Origin of the sequence: Streptomyces tropicalis (assembly GCF_029269835.1) — a bacterium.
Classification (GTDB): Bacteria; Actinomycetota; Actinomycetes; order Streptomycetales; family Streptomycetaceae; genus Streptomyces; species Streptomyces tropicalis.
Window position 1 is genome coordinate 325872 of sequence record NZ_JARJBB010000004.1, and the last position, 17719, is coordinate 343590.

Genomic DNA, 17719 nt, shown 5'->3' on the forward strand with positions numbered 1-17719 from the left:
GTCACCCCCGCAGTTCGAGCGTGCAGCACTTCACGCTGCCGCCGGCCCGGAGGAGCTCGGTCAGGTCCACCCCGACGGGCTCGAAACCGCGCTCGGCGAGCTGTCCGGCGAGGCCCGTGGCCGCCTTCGGCAGGAGCACGTGCCTGCCGTCGGAGAACATGTTCAGCCCGAACACCGCGGCGTCCTCGTCGGTGGCGAGGACGGCGTCCGGGAACATCGCGCGCAGCACGGCCTGGCTGCCCTCGGTGAACGCCTTCGGGTAGTACGCCACCTCGTCGTCGGACAGCACGGCGAGCGCCGTGTCCAGGTGGTAGTACGACGGGTTCACCAGCCGGAGGCCGGTGACGGGCAGCCCGAAGAACTCCTGCGCCTCGAAGTGCGAGCGCTGGTCGGTGCGGAAGCCCGTCCCGGCGAGCAGCCTGCGGCCGACGGTCAGGTAGTCGCCCTCGCCCTCGTTGATGTGCTCCGGCCAGTACAACTCGTCGAAGCCCTGACGCCGGAACCACTCGAGGTAGAGGGGGCCTTCCGCGGTGCGCTCGACGTGCCGGAAGCGGGCGCCGAACACCTTGCCGTCGACCACGGTCGCACCGTTGGCGGCGAAGACCATGTCGGGCAGGCCGGGGACCGGCTCTATCTCCAGCACGGTGTGCCCGAGTTCCCGGTACAGATCGCGCAGCCCCTCCCACTGGCGCAGCGCGAGGCCGCCGTCCACGGGCTTGACGGGGTTCATCCACGGGTTGATGGAGTAGGTGACGTCGAAGTGGCGCGGGGGGCACATCAGGAGCCGGCGCGGGGTCGCCGTCCGGGTCCGGTTGCCTGCGGTGGACTGGTTCGCAGTCATGCGTGTTGTTCTCCTGTAGGGGTGGAACGAGAGGAACCGAGGTCGCTCCCGCCGTCGACGGCGGGGACGGTGTGCGCGACGGCGGCGGCGATCAGGCGGCCGTCCGGGCTGCTCCAGTCGGCGAACCGCCAGCCGGCGGGTGAGCCGGAGGCCACGAGGTCGGTCCGGTGCAGTCCGCCGAGCGTCGCCGCGCCCACCTTCACCAGGGCCTCCTTGCGCACCCACAGGCGGAGAAGGCCCCGTGCGGGGTCGGGGCCGGCGCGGACCGCGGCGAGTTCGGCGGGCGCCAGGACCCGGGCGGCCAACCGCGGGGAGAACACCGCGTCCGCGGCGTTCTCCACGTCCACGCCGACCGGGCCCGGAGCCGCGGCGGCTGCGACGGCGCCCCGGGCGTGGGACAGGCTGACGCCCACGCCGGGCCGGTCGCGCAGGAACGGGCGGCCGTGGTCCCGGCCGCCGCACTCCCCGCAGAGCTGACCGAGCATCAGGGCGGCGGGGTCCACGCCGAGCAGGCGCGCCGCGCACAGCCGTACCAGCACATGCGCGGCCAGGTAGTCCTCGCGGCGCTCGCCCGCCGGCAGCCGGGCGGCGCGGTCCCGTTCGTGCGGGGCGAGCCTGACCGCGTCCAGCAGCGGCAGGACGTCCGTGGTGGCGCGCACCAGGGCGAGGGGGGTGCCGGCCGAGGGGGCGGGCGTGGGCGGCCGGGGGCCGTCCGGTCGCCGGTCCGGGTGCGCAGGCGCGGGCCGGCCCGCGGGTGCGGCGGGGCTCGGGCCCGTGGTGCGCGGCAGCCGGGTGGGCATTGCCTGTTCCTCCTCGCGTGGGTCGGTCCGGCTGTCCGTGCCGTGTGCCGTGTGCCGGGTGGTGCGGTCGCCGGTGTGCCGGGTCAGTGGCCCATGCCGACCCCGCCGTCGACCTGCAGCACGGTGCCGGTGACATAGCCCGAGTCCTCGCCGGTGAGGTAGCCGACCGCCGCCGCGACCTCGCCGGGGGTGGCCATGCGGCGCATCGGCACGGTCGCCAGCAGGCTCTGCCGCTTCTCCTCGGGCATGGCCGCCACCATGTCCGTGTCCGTGTAGCCGGGGGCGACGACGTTGACGGTGATGCCGTGGCCGGCCACCTCCAGCGCCAGCGACCGGGCGAAGCCGATCAACCCGGCCTTGGAGGCTGCGTAGTTGGTCTGTCCGACCGCACCGGACAACGCGACGGTGGAGGACATCAGGACGATGCGCCCCCACCGGGCGCGCATCATGCCCCGCAGCACCGGCTTGATCCCGTGGTACGCGCCGAGCAGGTTGGTGTGCAGCGGCGCCTCGAAGTCCTCGGCCGTCATGGCGGCGAACGGCCGGTCCCGGGTGATGCCCGCGTTGTGGACCAGCACCTCCACCGGACCGAGTTCCGCCTTGACCTGTGCGCAGGCCTCGGTCACCGCCCCCGCGTCCGTGACGTCGCACCGCACGGCGAACAACCCGGCGGGCGGCTCGTCGGTGCGGTGGCTGACGGCGACCCGGTCGCCGCGGGCGGCCAGGTGCCGTGCGACGGCCAGGCCGATACCGCGGTTCCCGCCGAGTACCAAGGCAGTACGGGGCATAGTGCGAGCCCTTTCTCCGTTTCCAGTGCCTCCCGTGCGGGAGCGGCTCCATGCGCCCGTACGGCATCCCGTACGGGCCGTTGCCGGCGTCGTTGCGGGACCGTCAGCGGTCCCGCTCCGGGGCGGCGGTCCCGTCGAGGACGTCCAGCGACTTGGCCACCAGGTCGCCGATCTCCCGGGCCGGCCGGGCGTTCATCATCTCCATGTGGGTGCAGGCGATCCGGTGCTCCAGCAGCCGGCCCTCGACGTACGGCAGCCACGGTTCGCCGAAGGCCGGCGGCCGGCCCGGTTCCTCGGCGGCGACGAAGAACAGAACGTCCCCGCGGTACCGTTCGGGACGGAACTGGTCGCGCACCCGGATCAGGTTCTCCACCACCGCCAGCAGCCGCTGCTCGTCGGGCACGACCTGGCGCACGGCGGCCGTCTCGGCCTCGATCAGCTCCCAGACGTCTTCCGGGGTCACCTCGTCGCCGGTGACCATCACGGTGTCCAGCATCGCGACCAGCTCGACCCGCTCGCCGTCGGCCTGCAGCCGTACGGCCAGCGAGTGGGCGACCAGGCCGCCGAAGGACCAGCCGAGCAGCCGGTACGGGCCGTGCGGGCGGACGGCGCGGATCTGGCCCAGGTAGTCGTCGAGCAGTTCCTGGTAACTGCCGGACATGTCCTCGGCGGCGGTGATGCCGCGCGCCTGCAGGGCGTACACCGGCTGCTCGGCGTCCAGCCTGCGCATCAGCGCGGCATAGCTCCAGCTCAGCCCGAATCCCGGGTGGATGCAGAACAGCGGGGGCCGGCTGCCCCGGGTGCGCAGCGGCAGCAGCACCCCGAAGTCGTCGGCCGGGGCCTTCGCGGCGGGTGCGCTCGCGGGTGTGGCGGGGTCGGGGTGCAGCCGCTGCGCCAGGCCCTCCACCGTCGGCGTCTCGAACAGGTCGCGTACGGTCAGCCCGGTGCCCAGCCGCGCGCAGATCCGGCGGACGAGCCGGATCGCCATCAGCGAGTGCCCGCCGAGGTCGAAGAAACTGTCGGTCGCCGACACCTCGGGCAGGCCGAGCGCCTCGGCGAACAGCGAGGCGAGGGCGGCTTCGTCCGGGGTCCGCGGCGGACGCCCGCCGCGGGCGCCGAAGCCGGGGTCGGGCAGCCGGCGGCGGTCCAGCTTGCCCGCGGGCGACAGCGGCAGCGCGTCGAGCGGTACGACGGCGGCCGGGACCATGTACTCGGGCAGCAGCCGGGCGAGCGCGGCGCGCAGCCGGTCCGGATCCGGCGCCGTGCCCGGCACGGGCGTGACGTAGCCGACCAGCCGGCGTTCGCCCTGGTGGTCCTCGTGCACGACGACGACGGCCTGGGCCACCCCGGGCTGTTCGGCGAGTACCGCCTCCACCTCGCTCGGCTCGACCCGGAAGCCGCGGAGCTTGACCTGGTCGTCGGCGCGCCCCACGTACTGCAGTTGTCCGTCGGGCCGGCGCAGCACGATGTCGCCGGAGCGGTACATGCGGGCGCCGGGCTCCCCGAAGGGGTCGGGGACGAAGCGGGCCTCGGTGAGGTCGGGCCGGTGCAGATAGCCGCGGGTGACGCCGGCGCCGGCGATGTACAGCTCGCCGGGCACGCCCACGGGCAGGGGCCGCATCCGGTCGTCGAGGACGTACAGGCGGGTGTTGCGCAGCGGGCGGCCGATGGGCGGCGTCTGCGGAGCGGTCCCGTTCGCGACGGTGCCGTGGGGGGCGGACGCGCTCGCGTACACGGTCGTCTCGGTGGGGCCGTAGGCGTTGACCAGCCGGGCGCCGGGTACGGCGGCCCGCAGCCGGGCGGTGACCTGCGGGGACAGCGCCTCGCCCGCGAGGACGAGGTGGTCGGCGCGCAGCTCGGGAGCACCGTCGGCGATCAGCCGGTCCAGCACCGAGGGCACGCCGCTGACGAGGGTGCCCTGCCAGCCGCCGCGTTCGCCGATCTCCAGCAGGTCGCGGACGACTTCGATGCTGCCGCCGTTGAGCAGCGGCCCGAGGATCTCGAACACGGAGACGTCGAAGCTGAGGGAGGTGGCGGCGAGCACCCGCCCGAGCCCGTCGCCGAAGGCGTCGGCCGCCCAGGCGGCGAGGTTGGCGACGTTCCGGTGGGTGACCGCGACCCCCTTGGGCCGGCCGGTCGAGCCGGACGTGTAGATGACGTAGGCGGTGTGGTCGGCGGTCACCGCGGACACGAACGCGTCCTCGCCGGGCGCGTCGAGAACGGCTGCCACCCGAGGGTCGTCCAGCAGCAGGACCGGCGGCGCGGAGGGGCCGTCGGGGAGGCTGCCGACTGCGGAGGACTCGCTGATCACCAGGGCGGGGGCGGCGTCCTGCACCATGTACGCCAGCCGCTCCCGCGGATAGACCGGGTCGAGCGGCACATAGGCGGCTCCGGCGCGCAGCACGGCGAGCAGGGCGACGACGGTGTCCGCGGAGCGGCGTGTCGCCAGGCCCACGAAGTCGCCCTCGCGGACACCGCGTTCGGCGAGTATCCGGGCCATCCGGGCGGAGCGCCGGTCGAGGTCGCGGTAGCCGAGGCGGTCCGTGCCGCACACGACGGCGGTGGCGTCGCCGCACCGGGTGACCTGCCGTGCGAACAGGGCCGGCACGGTGTCGTCGGTGAGGTGTGCTGCGGTGTCGTTCCAGTGGTGCAGGACGCGGCGCCGCTCCTCCTCGTCCATCAGGTCGAGGTCGGCGAGGGGGGTGCGGGGATCGGCGCAGACACGGGACAGCAGGTGGGCGAGGTGGTCCGCGAGGGCGCGGACGCCGCTGTCGTCGAAGCGCTCGGTGTCGTACTCGACGTAGAACCGGATGTCGTCGCCCGACTCCACGAAGGTGAGCATCAACTCGAACGCGGCCGTGGCGTTGGCGATCGGCAGCGACTCCACGAGGAGTCCGGCCTCCGGCTCGGCCTCGGGGCCGGTGCGGACGTGGTTGAGGGCCAGCTGGAACACCGGCTGACGGCCCGCGCTCCGGGGCGGGTTGACGGCCTGGACCAGCTCGTGGAAGGCCACGCCCTGATGGCGCAGCGCCTGGAAGGTACGGCGCTGGACCTGGTGCAGCAGCGGCAGGAAGTCCTCGTCGGGGTCGAATCCGACGCGCAGCGGCATGGTGTTGACCGTCAGGGCGACCAGGCCCTCGGAGCCCCGTTCCAGCCGGGTGGACAGGGGCACGCCGAGCACGAGGTCACTCTCGCCGGTGTAACGCCCGAACAGGGCGAAGGCGCCGGCGGCGAGCACGGAGAAGAGGCTCGCGCGGTGTTCGGCGGCCAGTGCCCGCAGGTGGGCGGCCACCGGTCCCGGCAGGTCACGGCGGTGGGTGGCCGCGTGCCGGCGGGTGGCGCCGCCCAGCTCGGCCATGGGCAGGTCCAGGGTGGTCGGCGCGCCGTCGAGTTCGGCGCACCAGTGCTCGAGGGCCCGGGCCCGGCGCCGGTCGGCGGTCCCGGAGAGCCGGGCGGCGACATGGTCGGCATAGCCGAGGGCGGGCGGCGGCAGCGGGTTCGGCCGTCCCTCGGCGCAGGCCGCGTACAGGGGCCCGAACTCGCGGGCGAGAACCTCGAGGGACTCGCCGTCGGCGATGCTGTGGTGCGCCACGAGCAGCAGGACGTGCCGCTGCTCACCGAGCCGGAACAGGGTGGCCCGCAGCAGCGGCGCCCGCTCCAGCCGGAACGGCCGGTCCTGGGCCTCGGTGAAGTGCCGGTCGAGGACGGCGTCGGTGACGTCCTGGTCCGGGGCGGCGAGGTCGACCTCTTCGAGGGACACGGTCACCGCGTCCGCGACGGTCTGCCGCCGCCCGCCCTCGTGCTCGGTGATGCCCACCCGCAGTGCCTCGTGCCGCTCGGTCAGCGCGCGCAGCGCGCCGCCGACGGCGGCACGGTCGCACGGGCCGGTGAGCCGCAGCGCCAGGGCCAGGTTGTGGGTGCCCGGCCGGCCGTGCGCCGCCTCGGCGAACAGCACGCTCTCTTGGGTGGGGAGGAGGGGGAGGATCCTGGCCTCAGTCTTCATGTCTAATCCCGTCGGCAGGGGGCGGGCGGCGGGCAGCGGTGGTCCGCCCGGCGAAGGGGATGCCCCTGGGGGTTCTTCGGGATCCTGCCGGGGCCCGGCAGGCCCCGCGGCCCCGGCAGGACGCGTCGTTCGGATCCGGCCCGATCCGGAGGGGAGACCCTGGGGCCTCTCTCCCGGATCGGACCGGCTCGGGACGGCGGCAAGATCCCTGGAAAGACCCTAGGCCGGGGTGACCACCGGCGTGTTCGGGTCGGTGGCGAGGAGTTCGACGGCGCGGGCCGCGAAGTCCTCGAGGGTCTCGTCCGGCGTCGCGGCGGAGATGTACATCGGCTCCTCGATGTCCGGCGCCAGGTGGTAGCCGGCCTTCCGGAAGCCCGCGTACAGCGTGGTGTACGGCGCGTGCGGCTGGGCCGCGACATCCGCCTTGCGCAGGATCGGGGTGCTGCGGGGGACGAAGATGAACGCGAAGATGCTGCCGGTGCGCACGAAGTGGAAGTCGAGCCCCTTCTCGGCACGGTGACGCTCGACGGCCGCCTCCAGCAGGGCGCCCTTGCGTTCCAGCTCCTCGTAGAAGCCGGCCCCCGCCAGCACGTCGAGCGTGGCGAGGCCGGCCGCCATGGTCAGCGGGTTGCCGGCCAGGGTGCCGCCCTGCAGGACCCTCTCCTCGTCGAGCAGCCGCATGATGTCGCGGCGGCCGCCGAACGCGCCCACGGGGGTGCCACCACCGATGATCTTGCCGAAGGTGGTGAGGTCGGGGGCGACGCCCAGCAGGTTGCTGGCGGGGCCGTAGGTGAGCCGGAAGCCGGTGATGACCTCGTCGAAGATCAGCACCGCGCCCTCGCGGTCACAGATGCGGCGCAGGTCGGCGAGGAAGCCGTCCTCGGGCAGCACGAGGGACATGTTGCAGGCGATGGGCTCGACGACGACCGCCGCGATCTCGCCGGAGTGCTCGGCGAAGGCCCGCTCGACGCTCGCGGTGTCGTTGTACTCCGCGTAGACGTTGGACTGCATCGCGGCCGGGTCGAGACCGGCGTCGCGCATGCGGGCCTCGTCCTTGTTCTGCACCAGGTCGAAGTGGCCGTGGTAGCCGCCGTTGAAGCGCAGCACACCGGTGCGTCCCGTGTAGGCGCGGGCCAGCCGGAGCGTGGACATCACGGCCTCGGTGCCGCTGCACACGAAGCGCATCTGCTCCAGGTGGTCGGCGGTCGCGGCGATGCGCTCGGCCAGCTCGACCTCCTGCGGGCAGTACGTGCCGAACAGGGTGCCGTCGGCGGCCTGGCGGGCGATGGCGGAGCTGACCGCCTGCGGCGCGTGCCCGAGGATCAGCGGCCCGAAGCCGTACATGAAGTCGATGTACCGGGTGCCGTCGACGTCCTGGAGGTACTGCCCGTGGGCCTCGGCCACGACCAGCGGTTCGGTGTCCACATTGCGGCAGGCGCGCAGCGGCGAGCTGGCGCCGATCGGGATGGTGTGCAGGGCGCGCTCGACTTCCGGCCTCATGAGGATTTTTCCGTTTCGGTCTCGATCGTGCAGTCGGTCATCAGGACGTCCAGCAGGGCCTCGGCCTCTTCCCGCGTGTCACGGGCGAAGTAGGCCGTCAGGACCGTCTCGAAGTTGAGCGGCGGGGCGAGCACGAACTGGCCGTCCTGGCGGTGCAGGTGCACGGTGGTGACGTCGTTCTTGCGGCACACCTCGACCGCGCGGGCGGTGTTCTTGAGGAAGCCGCTGCGCTCGATGGGAGCGTCGTACTCCAGCGCCACCCGGTGGTGCAGCGGCTCGGGGTCGATGGCCTCCCGGCCCAGCCGGTGCAGCAGGCCGTAGGCGTCGAGTCCGGTGCAGATGCGCAGCTGCTGGTAGGTGGTGGTGCCGCCGCCGCACAGGCGGGGGGCGAGTTCGAGGATGCGCAGCCGGCCCTCGCCGTCGAAGCGGAACTCCGCGTGGAAGGGCGAGTTGTCCAGGCCGACGCCCGGGACCACGCTGTCCAGCAGGGCGACGAAGTCACGCCCCAGCTCCGCGTCGAACGGCTCGGTCAGATAGGCCACCTCGTGGAAGAGCGGGCCGACCAGGGGCGGCAGCTTCCGGTGGATCTGCAGCGGGATGATCCGGCCGTCGCTGACCATGCCGTCGACGGCGTACTCGTTGCCGTCCAGGTACTCCTCGGCGAGCATCAGGGACCGGCCCGAGCCCTCCCGCAGCACGGTGCAGACGCGCTTGGTCTGCAGGAACGCCTTCGGGAACTCCTCCGGTGTTCCGGCCTTCACCACGCCCGCACTGTAGAAGCCGTTCGACGGCTTGACCACGACGGGGAAGGACAGCGCCTCGCTGACGGCGGCGAGCGCCTGGGGCGCCTTCGCCGAGGGGTCCAGCTCGATGTGGCGGGTGATGTGGTCGCGGACCGCGGGGTGCGCCTTGAACCGGGTCTTGTCGGCGAGGCACAGCAGGGTGTCGATGTCCCGGGTGGGCATGCCCAGTTCACCGCGCAGCAGTTCCAGCTGGATCTGGTAGCTGTCGTGGAAGGAGATCACGTCGTCGACGCCGGTGAGGTCCACGGCGGCGCGGGCGGCCTCGGCGACGGTGCGCCGCCAGTTCTCACGGTCGTCGGCGGCGAGCTGCGGCGGGTCGAAGAAGCGGACGGTGAATCCCTGCTGCTCCGCGTAGTCGAGGTAGTCGCGGCAGTCTTCCTCGCGACCGAGGAGGAGTACGTTCACGGAAAAGGCCACACTCTCTGTCTGGTGGGCGGTCAGGCGGTCAGGCGGTCTGGTGGACCGGATCGGTGGTGTGGAGCCTGTTCTCCTCGTGGGCGACGGCACGCCGGACGCGCCACAGGCAGACCGCCGCCATGGCCGCCTCGAAGACGGAGAAGATGATCCACATGATCGGCAACATGTCCGCGTCGTCACGGTGGAGCAGCACGAACACGATGATCGTGGGCACGCACAGACCCCACATGAGGACGATCCGCGCCACGAACCCGAAGCGGGCGAGCCCGAGGCACTCGAGGACGCCGGAGCCGACCATGGAGAACATGAACGCGGCGGAGTACGTCCACAGCACCCGCGAGGTGTCCACGGCGTGACCGGTCACGGCGGAGCCGGCCCCGTCGAGCCCGAACGGACTGAGCAGCAGGGTCGGGGTGGCGATCTGGAGGACCGCGATCACGGCCACGTACACGCCGGAGATCGTCAGGGTGACCCGCATGATGTGCGGGATGTCGCGATGCCGTGCGGCGCCGACGGCCTTGCCGCACAGGATGTTGCAGCCCATGCCGAGGCCGATCAGGGGGATGACGGCAGCGTAGTTCAGGGCCAGCGCGACGTTGTTCGCCGCGAGCGCCACCGACCCGAGGACGCCCGCCAGCCACACGAACGCCGTCTGCCCCAGTTCCTCCAGGCTGAGCGAGCCGCCTGCCGGTGCGCCGCGCCGCACACGCAGCCACAGCACCAGGGCGGCCTGCCTGCCCCCCTGGCGCAGCAGCCGGCCGAAGCCCGCCGCGTAGCCGCGGGGCAGGCACACGGCGTAGCCGAGACACATGACGGAGACGGCGCTGAGCGTGCCGAGCGCAGAGCCCCGCATGCCCAGCTCCGGCAGCCCGAAGCGGCCGAAGACCAGGCCGATCGTCATCACGACGCCGACCACCTGCCCGATGATGCCGACGGTCATCGGGATCCGGGTCCGTCCCATGCCGTTGAAGTACGACGACAGCGCCATGTTGAGGGTCATGACGGAGCCGTAGAGGGTGGACAGGCCCAGGAACTGCGCCTCCAGAGCCTCGATGTGCGGGGGCTGCCCGCTCAGCTGCGGCACCCGGGTCAGCAGCGGGGTGGCGAGCAGCAGCAGCGCGGAGAGCATCAGGCCGAGGACGAATCCGTTGGCGCCCTCGTCCAGCGCGCCGCGCTCGTCACCGCGGCCGTGGGCCTGCGCCACGTAGGAGCGGGTGATGCCGACCGCCCCCGTGGTCACCATGATCACCGTGGTGGCGGTGAACACGGCGGGCCCGGACGCCTTGAGGGCGTCCTCCGAGTAGCGGGCCAGGCAGATCCGGTCGACCAGCATCAGGATGAGGTTGCCGACCATGCCGAACATCAGCGGCACCGAGATGCGCACGACCTCGCGCATCGCCCCCAGGTCGAGCAGCCGCCGCCGGGTGGCGCTCATCGCCCGCCACCGTCGTCGGGCGCACCGCTCACGGGGTCACTCCGGATTCCACGAGCAGCTCGTGGACGCTCTTGAGCAGCGCCTCGCGGTCCGTCAGGTCGAAGGGCAGCACGTCGCCGACGTCCAGCATGGCGTCGAGCCGCTCCTCCAGGCCGACCAGGAAGCGCATCTGGTCGAGCGAGCTGACGATGATCTGCGACGGCTCGGCGTCGGCCGGAACGTCCCGTGCCTGGGCGAGCTGCTCCAGCAGATCGTCGACGACCTTCTTCAGGTCTTCCATGGACTCATTTCCTCAACGGGTCGGGTTCGGTGGGCCGGCCGGGCCGGGCAGGGGTACCGAGCAGGCCGTACGACAGCAGGGCATAGGTGAGCCGGTCCAGGCCGATCCCCGCGCAGCAGGTGCCGTCGGCTCCGAGGCCGCGCAGCCCGAAGGAGTCCGCGAACACCTCGCCGTGGGCGTTGACGCTGGCCACGGAGAGTTCGCCGGTGGCGAGCGGGACCCGTACCTCGAACTTGCTCCTGTTGAGCAGCTGGGCCTCGCGGGTCATGGTCGGCGCGTCACCGAAGAACGCGTCGGAGGCGCTGACGATGCGGTGCGGTACGCCGAGTTCGGCGAAGAACTCGGTGAACGTCTTCAGCATGCGCTCGAAGTCGTCCGCGACCTCCTCGGCGCCGCCCATCCGGACGAGTTCGAACATCCGGAACTCGCCCAGCCGGGTCGGGCTGTGGTTGTGCGACTCGTGCCGGAAGACCGGCCCCTCGATGGCGAACAGCCCGGTGCCGTAACGCTCCTTGAGCTCGGCCGCGTTGGCGTAGACGTGGTAGCAGGTGACCGGGGTGAGGACGGTCTCGGCCGGCCGGTAGAAGGAGTCCCGCGCCTCGGTCTGGCCGGGCCGGAGCTGGGCGACGGAGACGCCGTCCCAGTAGTGGTCGCGGATCCGGGCCACCGCGTTGACCAGGTTCGGGAACTTCTGGTAGTACCCGGCCCGGACCAGCACCTCGCGGGGGAGCTGCGCCGGTCCGGCCAGCAGCGGTGCGCCGAACGGCTCGGCGAGCCGCTCCCGGCACAGCCGGCGCACCTGGTCCATCGCCGCGGTCCACTCGGGGCCCTGCAGATAGGCGCCCTGGGCCACGGCGATCCGGTGGTCGTGGGGTGTGGTGCAGGACAGTCCGGGGCGCCCGGGGTGCTCGGCGACGACCGTGACCGGCACCTCGCGGTGGCCGCGCAGGAAGTGGCGGACCATCTCGCCGAGTTCCGACTCGGTCGGACCGGCCGGGACGACGACTTCGACGCCCTTGTCCAGTATCTCCACGGTGACGCTCGGGTAGTGGAACGCGAGGGCCTTGCGCAGTTCGTCGGCGGCCTCGGTGCCCACCGGGCGCTCGTGGCGGTAACGTACGCCGTTCATGTGCCGGCCTCTCAGATGCGGTGGCGCATGGGCACCCAGTCGGCCAGCAGGATGGCCCGCTCGCCCGGCTGCTCGGCGCTGCCCTTGCGGATGGGGCCGACGTAGTGGCTGACGAGGTGGTCCGTGATGGCGTACGCGTCCAGCGGGCGTTCCATCCGGAACTCGGCGAGGCGGTCCGCGGGCGGGACGTCCTCCGGCTGCTTGCCCCGGTAGTCGGGGGTGGCGATGAGGTTGGCGCCGCCCTCGGCGTTGTCCCGGTAGATCAGGTGGGCGAAGACGTACGGCTCGCCGTCCTGGTGCAGCTCGTTCGGGGAGGAGACGGCCTCCTGGCCCTCCTCCTCGATGTGCAGCTTGATCAGGTGGACCCCGACGTAGAGCGGCCAGACCGCGTCGTCCTCGTTCCAGTGGGTCTGGGAGAAGTCGAACTGGATGGTGTCCAGCAGGAGCTTGTTGTTGCAGACCTCGTCACTGATGGCCGGGAGATTTCGCGTGACGTTCACGTACTCCGGGTTGTTGTCACCCTGGTAGTAGCCGTTCATGCCCTCACGGGCCTGGCTTTCCGTGGCCGGCATCCAGAAGAATTCCCTGGACCATGGAAGGAAGACGCCGCGGGCGTAGCGCCGGTAGCGGCCGGAGCCGACCGCGTACGGGTCCTCCGGGAGATCGTCATAGGCGGCCCTGAGCGCCTTGTAATGGGAGTCCGTCTCGTCGATTCCGAATTCGGTGCCGAGATTCCAGCGGTCCCATCCCTGGCGCGCCAGCGTCGAAGGTTTTACAGACATGGCGAAAACGCCCCCCCGTTTCGAGTATCACCAACGAGCAACGTAATTTAATCCGGGCCGATACACGGTCGCAATGTGATGTGGGTCACGAAACCTTCCCGCGATGAGGCGATTTGGCTGAAAAGAGTTGTCGTACTTGTTGCGGATTCAGGAGATTTTGGCTCGCAGTGCTGAATCGACCCGCCTGAATCTGGCCTCCGGCGTGCATTTCGGTCGCCGATGAGCGTTGATATTCAGCCGTGCGTTCGAACAGTCGAACAGGGCGAGTCGCGTACAATCACGCCCGTTTTACGCTTTCGCGAAGGGCGAAAACCTTGCGCCGGCCGTTCGTTGACAAGCCGCTCGAGGCGTGGTTAGTGTCCGTGTCCGTCAAGCGTCTCTTAAAAAATGGGGGAAAGATGTCTGGCAACGTCGTCGACGGTCGTATTTCCGAGGTGCTGAAGCAGATCGCGGAACTCCCGGATTCCTTTGAAATCACGGCCGATCAGGAACTCAAGTCCGACCTGAGTATCGATTCCCTCAAGCTGATCGACGTCGTCGTCCAGGTGGAGGCGGTCATGGACGTCGAACTCGGCGACGAATTCACCCGCGACCTCGTCACGGTGGGGGACCTCCAGCGGCAGGTGAGCGAGCGGGTCGGCGGCTGACGTCCGCGCCCCCTCGCCCACTCGAAATCATCGCCATGGAGCGTTGTGTTGTTTGAGTTCTCCCTGGGCCCGGTCACCCTGTGCGCACCCGGCCCGACGAACCGCATGGACGACCCCGAGGTCCTGCCGCCCGACTGGCACGAGGTGATCGGTACCGCGGGCGACCAGTTCCGTGACGCGTTCACCCGGACCTGCCTGTATCTCGTCCTCGGCGCGGCGGACGCCTCCGGCGCGCGCGCGGACGGCGGCACCCGCACCGACGACACCGTGGTGATCGGCACGGAGTACGGCAACACCGCCGCACTCGCCCGGCTCCAGCGCCAGGCCGCGGAGAAGGGGAAGCTGCTGTCCGCCCAGTACTTCCCCAATGCCACGTCCAGTTCGGCGTCGGCGTTCGTCAACCTCCGCGTCGGCGCGACCGGGCGCAACATGACGATCAACGCCGGTGTGCTCACTCCGGTCGTCGCCCTGTGGCAGGCGCTGTCCGCCCTGGACCGCGGCCGCTCCGACGTCGGCCGGCTCCTCGTCGGCGACGTCTACGCACCGGAAGCCGTCGCGGACGCCCGGCTGGACACGTCCGACGCGCCCTGCCGGGACGGCGTCGCCCACGCGTTCCTGCACACGGGTGCCGAACTCACCGCGGAGTTCGACTTCGGCGCCGCCGACGCACCGCAGCCCGGCCTGACGCGCACCGTACGCAAGACCGCCGGCCGGAGCGCCGACGGGGCGGCGCCCGTCGCCTTCGCGGAGCGCAACGGCGCCTTCGCCACCCGCGCCTTCCTGGACCTCGTCCACACCCTGGAACCCACGGAGCGGGCCGTCCTCGAATGCCGTGCCCCGGACGGCCGCCACGCCGGCGTGACGGTGACCCGGCAGCACGCGAACAGCACCGACAGGAGGTCCTTGTGAACCAGGGAGCAGCAAGGGTCTTCATCACCGGGCTCGGCATCATCTCGCCGGCCGGGGCGGGCGCGGACCCCTTCTGGGACGATCTGTGCGCGGGCCGGAGCCGGTTCGTGGAACTGTCCCCGCTCTACGTCGGCATGAAGCCCGGCATCCTCGGCGGCCGGGTGCCGCAGGAGGCCCGCGACATCGCCCTCGCGCAGGTGGACGCGGTCACCCGGGAACGCCCGCGCGACGCGTCCCTCTTCGCGGAGTACGCCGCGCTGGAGGCTCTGCGCGACGCCGGGCTGGCCCCCGGGGGGCAGGCGCTGCGCGACGCCGTCGTCTGTGTCGGCAGCAGCGACGGCCAGGCCGAGGCGCTGGAGGACGTGGTCGCCGGGCGCCGGGACATCTCCGTGACCGGAGGCTTCTCCAGCTACTCGATCGCCCAGGGCGTGGCCCGCACCGTCGGCGCCGCGGGCCCGGCCTACCTGCTGCAGAGCACGTGCGCCTCCGCCAACGTGGCCCTGTCCTGCGCACTGGAGATGCTGCGCGCGGGCGTCGCCGACACAGCGGTCGTCGGGGGCTGCGACCCCTACTCGGAGAAGAACATCATCGGGTTCAACACCCTGCAGGCCATCGGCCCGGTGCCCTGCAAGCCCTTCACCAGGAGCCGGCGCTACGTCACGCCGTCGGAGGGCGCGGGCATGTTCGTCCTCCAGACCGAGCGCGCCCTGCGCCCGGGCGCCACCCCGTACGCCGAGGTGCTGGCCACCGCCGTCAGCAACGACGCGAGCCACCCCACGGCGCCCGACCGCGACGGCGTCGCCGCCTGCCACCGCCGGTCGCTGGAGGAGGCCGGCCTGAAGGCCGACGACATCGACGTGATCTTCGCCCACGGCACCGGCAGCCGGGCCAACGACACCATCGAGGGCGGCCTCTTCGCGGAGGAGTACCCGCGGGCGGCGGTCACCGCGATCAAGAGCACCATCGGGCATCTGATGGGCGCGGCCGGAGCGGCCGGCGCCGTGGCGGCCTGTCTGGCGCTGCGGCACCGCCTGGTGCCGCCGACCGCGGTCGACCCCGACGACGTGGAACTGGACCTCAATCTGGTCACCGGCGCCCCGCTGGCCGTGCCGGACCTGCGGCACGTCCAGAACAACGCCTTCGGCTTCGGCGGCAACAACGCGATCAGCATCTTCCGGAGCGTGTCATGACGCTCCCCTCGTCCCTCACGGGCGAGAGCGCGGTCCTGCGGCTGGCCTTCGACGGCCCGCTCGCCGTCCTCACGCTGCACAGCCCGCCGATGAACCTGTTCGACGAGGCGATGTGGGACGCGTGGGCGGACGCGGTGACCTGGCTGGCCTCGCATCCTCCGCGTGCCCTCCTCGTGCGCTCGGAGGGCCGCGTCGTCAGCGCCGGCGTCGACGTACGGGTCTTCGCCGGGCTCGACCCGAAGGACGCCGAGGCCTTCTGGCGGAGCCGGCTGGCCATCACCCGGACGTTGGAGGCACTGCCCTGCCCCACCGTGTTCGCCGCGCACTCGCTGACCCTCACGGCCGCCTTCGAACTGGCCCTGGCCTGCGACCTCGTGGTCGCCACGCCGCAGGCCCGGTTCGGCCTGGTCGAGCGGAAGGTCGCGTTCACCCCGGCGATGGGCGGCACCCAGCGCCTGGCCGAACGCGTCGGTCCGGCCCGGGCCCGTGAACTCGTCATGACGGGCGACCTGTACCGCGGGTCCGTGCTGGCCGACTGGGGCCTGGTCAACGCCCTCTTCCCCCCGGACTCCTTCGACACCGACGCGCACGCCTACGCGATGCGTCTCGCCACCGGGCCCACCCGGGCCCACGAGGCCACCAAGAACGTCGTCCGCCGCTACCTCGACGGCGGCGTCTCCGCAGCCGACGCCGCCCTTCCCGCCCTCGCCGCGGCGGTGGCGGCCACCGCCGACCACGGCCGCGCGGTCACGGCCTTCCTGGCGGACGGCCCGGAGCACACGACGGAGTACCAAGGGCGCTGAACCCGGCCGCGCGTGCGCGGCCGGCAGCACGTCGCCCCTACCCACGAGGCCGAGCGCCAACGGCACACGCCGCTCACCCCTGCCCTCGAACCCGTGCGGCCGTTCCGTCGTCGACATCCGGGCCCGGCCTCGGGCGCGATGCCGCAGCGCCTCGCCCCGGGGCCGTCCGCCGCGTCCCCGTCACGCCTCGCGTGTTCGAATTTATGTTCGATAGAGTGGGCGGGGAGAGGTGAGGCACATGACGGTGGACGTGAGGGAGCCCGGGGCGGCGACGGTGATGCATGTGCGGTGCCCCGAGCGGCTGCCCGAGGAGGTCTACCGGCAGGTCCTGGAGCAGCTGGACCTGCTGTCACCGGTGGTGCAGGCCCTGCCGCCGGCGGCGGCGCTGGTGGAGCTGAAGGGCTCCCTGCGCTACCACGGTGTGGACGCGCGCCGCCTCGGCGAGGTGCTGCGGGTGCGGACGATCTCCCGGCTGGGCGTCGACGTCCGGGTCGGGATCGGCCCCTCGGTGACGGTGGCCGCCACCGCCTCCGCGCAGGTCGGCAGGCCGGGCGGCGTCCTCGCCGTCGGTCCCGCGGAGGCGGCGCGGTGGCTGGGACCGCTGCCCGTCGACGCCCTGCACGGCATCGGGCCCCGCCAGGCGGAGGTGCTGCGGGACTACGGCATCCACACCGTGGGCCTGCTCGCCGCGGCGCCGCCCGCCACGGTCCAGCGTCTGCTCGGCGGCCGGGCCGGGCGGCTGGCCGCCGACCGGGCGCGCGGGATCGACCCGCGCGCGGTCGTCCCCCGCGCGCTGCCCGTCTCGGCCGTCGTGCGCTGCGCCTTCCCCCGGCACGCCCTGGAGGGCGCCGAGGTGCGGGCGGCCCTGCTCGGCCTGGTCGTCCGGCTGGGGCAGGTGCTGCGCCGGCGCCACCAGGCGGCCCGCGCCCTGACCCTGGAACTGCGATTCGCGGGCGGCACCTCGTGGGACACCACTCGCCGCCTCCCGGAACCCTCCGCGCACGACGAGGACCTGCGTGCCCTCGCCTACCGGCTGATGGACGCCGCCGGACTGCAGCGCGGCCGCCTCGTCGGGATCGCCCTGCGGGGCGAGGACCTCGTCGACGCGGCCCGGGTGGCCGAGCAGATCAGCCTCGACCGGGCACGCGAGGCCCGGCTGGTCGCGGAGGAGGCCATGGACCGCATCCGGGCCCGGTTCGGCCCGGCCGCGGTGGGCCCCGCCGCCACCTTCCGCCACGCGGGCTGACCCGCGTCCGACCGGTTCCACCGGCACCTCCCCGGCGCACGCGCCCCGCCCCCGCCCGCGCATGCGCGGCCCCGGAGCGGCTCGTACGGTGAGATCCGCGGGCCGCGGACCGACCCCGGCCGCGTGCGCCGGACGGGCGACCGCGG

General features: G+C 72.5%; 15 protein-coding genes. 5 read left to right on the forward strand and 10 right to left on the reverse strand.

Annotated elements, in window-relative coordinates; genetic code table 11:
- Position 1: 1 nt before the first annotated feature.
- From ddaH to P3H78_RS10595, 10 genes are all read right to left on the reverse strand, one after another.
- Positions 2–841: a dimethylargininase gene (gene ddaH, locus P3H78_RS10550; protein WP_276108611.1), complete on the reverse strand. Its 840-nt coding sequence runs from the start codon at positions 839–841 to the stop codon at positions 2–4.
- A complete protein-coding gene (locus tag P3H78_RS10555; protein ID WP_276108612.1) occupies positions 838–1641 on the reverse strand; it encodes a 4'-phosphopantetheinyl transferase family protein in 804 nt (267 codons plus the stop codon). Before P3H78_RS10555 ends, ddaH begins: the two co-directional genes overlap by 4 nt.
- 83 nt (positions 1642–1724) lie before the next feature.
- Complete coding sequence (gene fabG / locus P3H78_RS10560; RefSeq protein WP_276108613.1) at positions 1725–2429, reverse strand: 3-oxoacyl-ACP reductase FabG; 705 nt, start codon at positions 2427–2429, stop codon at positions 1725–1727.
- A 103-nt stretch (positions 2430–2532) separates the two neighbouring features.
- Positions 2533–6432, reverse strand: a complete 3900-nt coding sequence (locus tag P3H78_RS10565; protein WP_276108614.1) for a non-ribosomal peptide synthetase — start codon at positions 6430–6432, stop codon at positions 2533–2535.
- A 219-nt stretch (positions 6433–6651) separates the two neighbouring features.
- Positions 6652–7932 carry an aspartate aminotransferase family protein gene (locus P3H78_RS10570; protein ID WP_276108615.1) on the reverse strand — a complete coding sequence of 427 codons (1281 nt, stop codon included), beginning with the start codon at positions 7930–7932 and terminating at the stop codon, positions 6652–6654.
- Positions 7929–9140 (reverse strand): ATP-grasp domain-containing protein, encoded by a 1212-nt coding sequence (locus tag P3H78_RS10575; RefSeq protein WP_276108616.1) that lies wholly within the window; start codon positions 9138–9140, stop codon positions 7929–7931. The genes P3H78_RS10570 and P3H78_RS10575 overlap by 4 nt, the downstream gene beginning before the upstream one ends.
- Positions 9141–9180: 40 nt before the next feature.
- The gene (locus P3H78_RS10580) at positions 9181–10587 is read right to left on the reverse strand and encodes an MATE family efflux transporter (protein ID WP_276108617.1); all 1407 of its coding nucleotides are present in this window, start codon (positions 10585–10587) and stop codon (positions 9181–9183) included.
- A 28-nt stretch (positions 10588–10615) separates the two neighbouring features.
- Positions 10616–10867, reverse strand: a complete 252-nt coding sequence (locus tag P3H78_RS10585) for a hypothetical protein (RefSeq protein WP_276108618.1) — start codon at positions 10865–10867, stop codon at positions 10616–10618.
- A gap of 4 nt (positions 10868–10871) precedes the next feature.
- Positions 10872–11996 (reverse strand): aminoacyl--tRNA ligase-related protein, encoded by a 1125-nt coding sequence (locus tag P3H78_RS10590; protein ID WP_276108619.1) that lies wholly within the window; start codon positions 11994–11996, stop codon positions 10872–10874.
- Positions 11997–12007: 11 nt separating this feature from the next.
- On the reverse strand, positions 12008–12778 hold the full coding sequence (locus P3H78_RS10595) for a 2OG-Fe dioxygenase family protein (RefSeq protein ID WP_276108620.1): 771 nt from the start codon (positions 12776–12778) through the stop codon (positions 12008–12010).
- 398 nt (positions 12779–13176) lie between these two features.
- Between P3H78_RS10595 and P3H78_RS10600 the strand changes: the two genes are divergently transcribed.
- The 5 genes from P3H78_RS10600 (at position 13177) to P3H78_RS10620 (ending at position 17573) form a co-directional block, all read left to right on the forward strand.
- Entirely contained in the window at positions 13177–13425 is a 249-nt protein-coding gene (locus tag P3H78_RS10600) for an acyl carrier protein (RefSeq protein ID WP_276108621.1), read from the forward strand.
- Positions 13426–13473: 48 nt separating this feature from the next.
- Complete coding sequence (locus P3H78_RS10605; protein ID WP_276108622.1) at positions 13474–14334, forward strand: beta-ketoacyl synthase N-terminal-like domain-containing protein; 861 nt, start codon at positions 13474–13476, stop codon at positions 14332–14334.
- Positions 14331–15524 (forward strand): beta-ketoacyl synthase N-terminal-like domain-containing protein, encoded by a 1194-nt coding sequence (locus P3H78_RS10610; protein WP_276108623.1) that lies wholly within the window; start codon positions 14331–14333, stop codon positions 15522–15524. Before P3H78_RS10605 ends, P3H78_RS10610 begins: the two co-directional genes overlap by 4 nt.
- A complete protein-coding gene (locus P3H78_RS10615; RefSeq protein WP_276108624.1) occupies positions 15521–16327 on the forward strand; it encodes an enoyl-CoA hydratase/isomerase family protein in 807 nt (268 codons plus the stop codon). Before P3H78_RS10610 ends, P3H78_RS10615 begins: the two co-directional genes overlap by 4 nt.
- A 238-nt stretch (positions 16328–16565) precedes the next feature.
- On the forward strand, positions 16566–17573 hold the full coding sequence (locus P3H78_RS10620) for a DNA polymerase Y family protein (RefSeq protein ID WP_276108625.1): 1008 nt from the start codon (positions 16566–16568) through the stop codon (positions 17571–17573).
- The last annotated feature ends 146 nt before the right edge of the window (positions 17574–17719 follow it).

Excerpts from the sequence above, each read along its gene's own strand:
- ddaH (WP_276108611.1), bottom strand. The coding sequence starts at position 841 with ATGACTGCGAACCAGTCCACCGCAGGCAACCGGACCCGGACGGCGACC.
- P3H78_RS10570 (WP_276108615.1), bottom strand. The coding sequence starts at position 7,932 with ATGAGGCCGGAAGTCGAGCGCGCCCTGCACACCATCCCGATCGGCGCC.
- P3H78_RS10590 (WP_276108619.1), bottom strand. The coding sequence starts at position 11,996 with ATGAACGGCGTACGTTACCGCCACGAGCGCCCGGTGGGCACCGAGGCC.
- fabG (WP_276108613.1), bottom strand. The coding sequence starts at position 2,429 with ATGCCCCGTACTGCCTTGGTACTCGGCGGGAACCGCGGTATCGGCCTG.
- P3H78_RS10580 (WP_276108617.1), bottom strand. The coding sequence starts at position 10,587 with ATGAGCGCCACCCGGCGGCGGCTGCTCGACCTGGGGGCGATGCGCGAG.
- P3H78_RS10585 (WP_276108618.1), bottom strand. The coding sequence starts at position 10,867 with ATGGAAGACCTGAAGAAGGTCGTCGACGATCTGCTGGAGCAGCTCGCC.
- P3H78_RS10600 (WP_276108621.1), top strand. The coding sequence starts at position 13,177 with ATGTCTGGCAACGTCGTCGACGGTCGTATTTCCGAGGTGCTGAAGCAG.
- P3H78_RS10620 (WP_276108625.1), top strand. The coding sequence starts at position 16,566 with ATGACGGTGGACGTGAGGGAGCCCGGGGCGGCGACGGTGATGCATGTG.
- P3H78_RS10595 (WP_276108620.1), bottom strand. The coding sequence starts at position 12,778 with ATGTCTGTAAAACCTTCGACGCTGGCGCGCCAGGGATGGGACCGCTGG.
- P3H78_RS10555 (WP_276108612.1), bottom strand. The coding sequence starts at position 1,641 with ATGCCCACCCGGCTGCCGCGCACCACGGGCCCGAGCCCCGCCGCACCC.
- P3H78_RS10615 (WP_276108624.1), top strand. The coding sequence starts at position 15,521 with ATGACGCTCCCCTCGTCCCTCACGGGCGAGAGCGCGGTCCTGCGGCTG.
- P3H78_RS10565 (WP_276108614.1), bottom strand. The coding sequence starts at position 6,432 with ATGAAGACTGAGGCCAGGATCCTCCCCCTCCTCCCCACCCAAGAGAGC.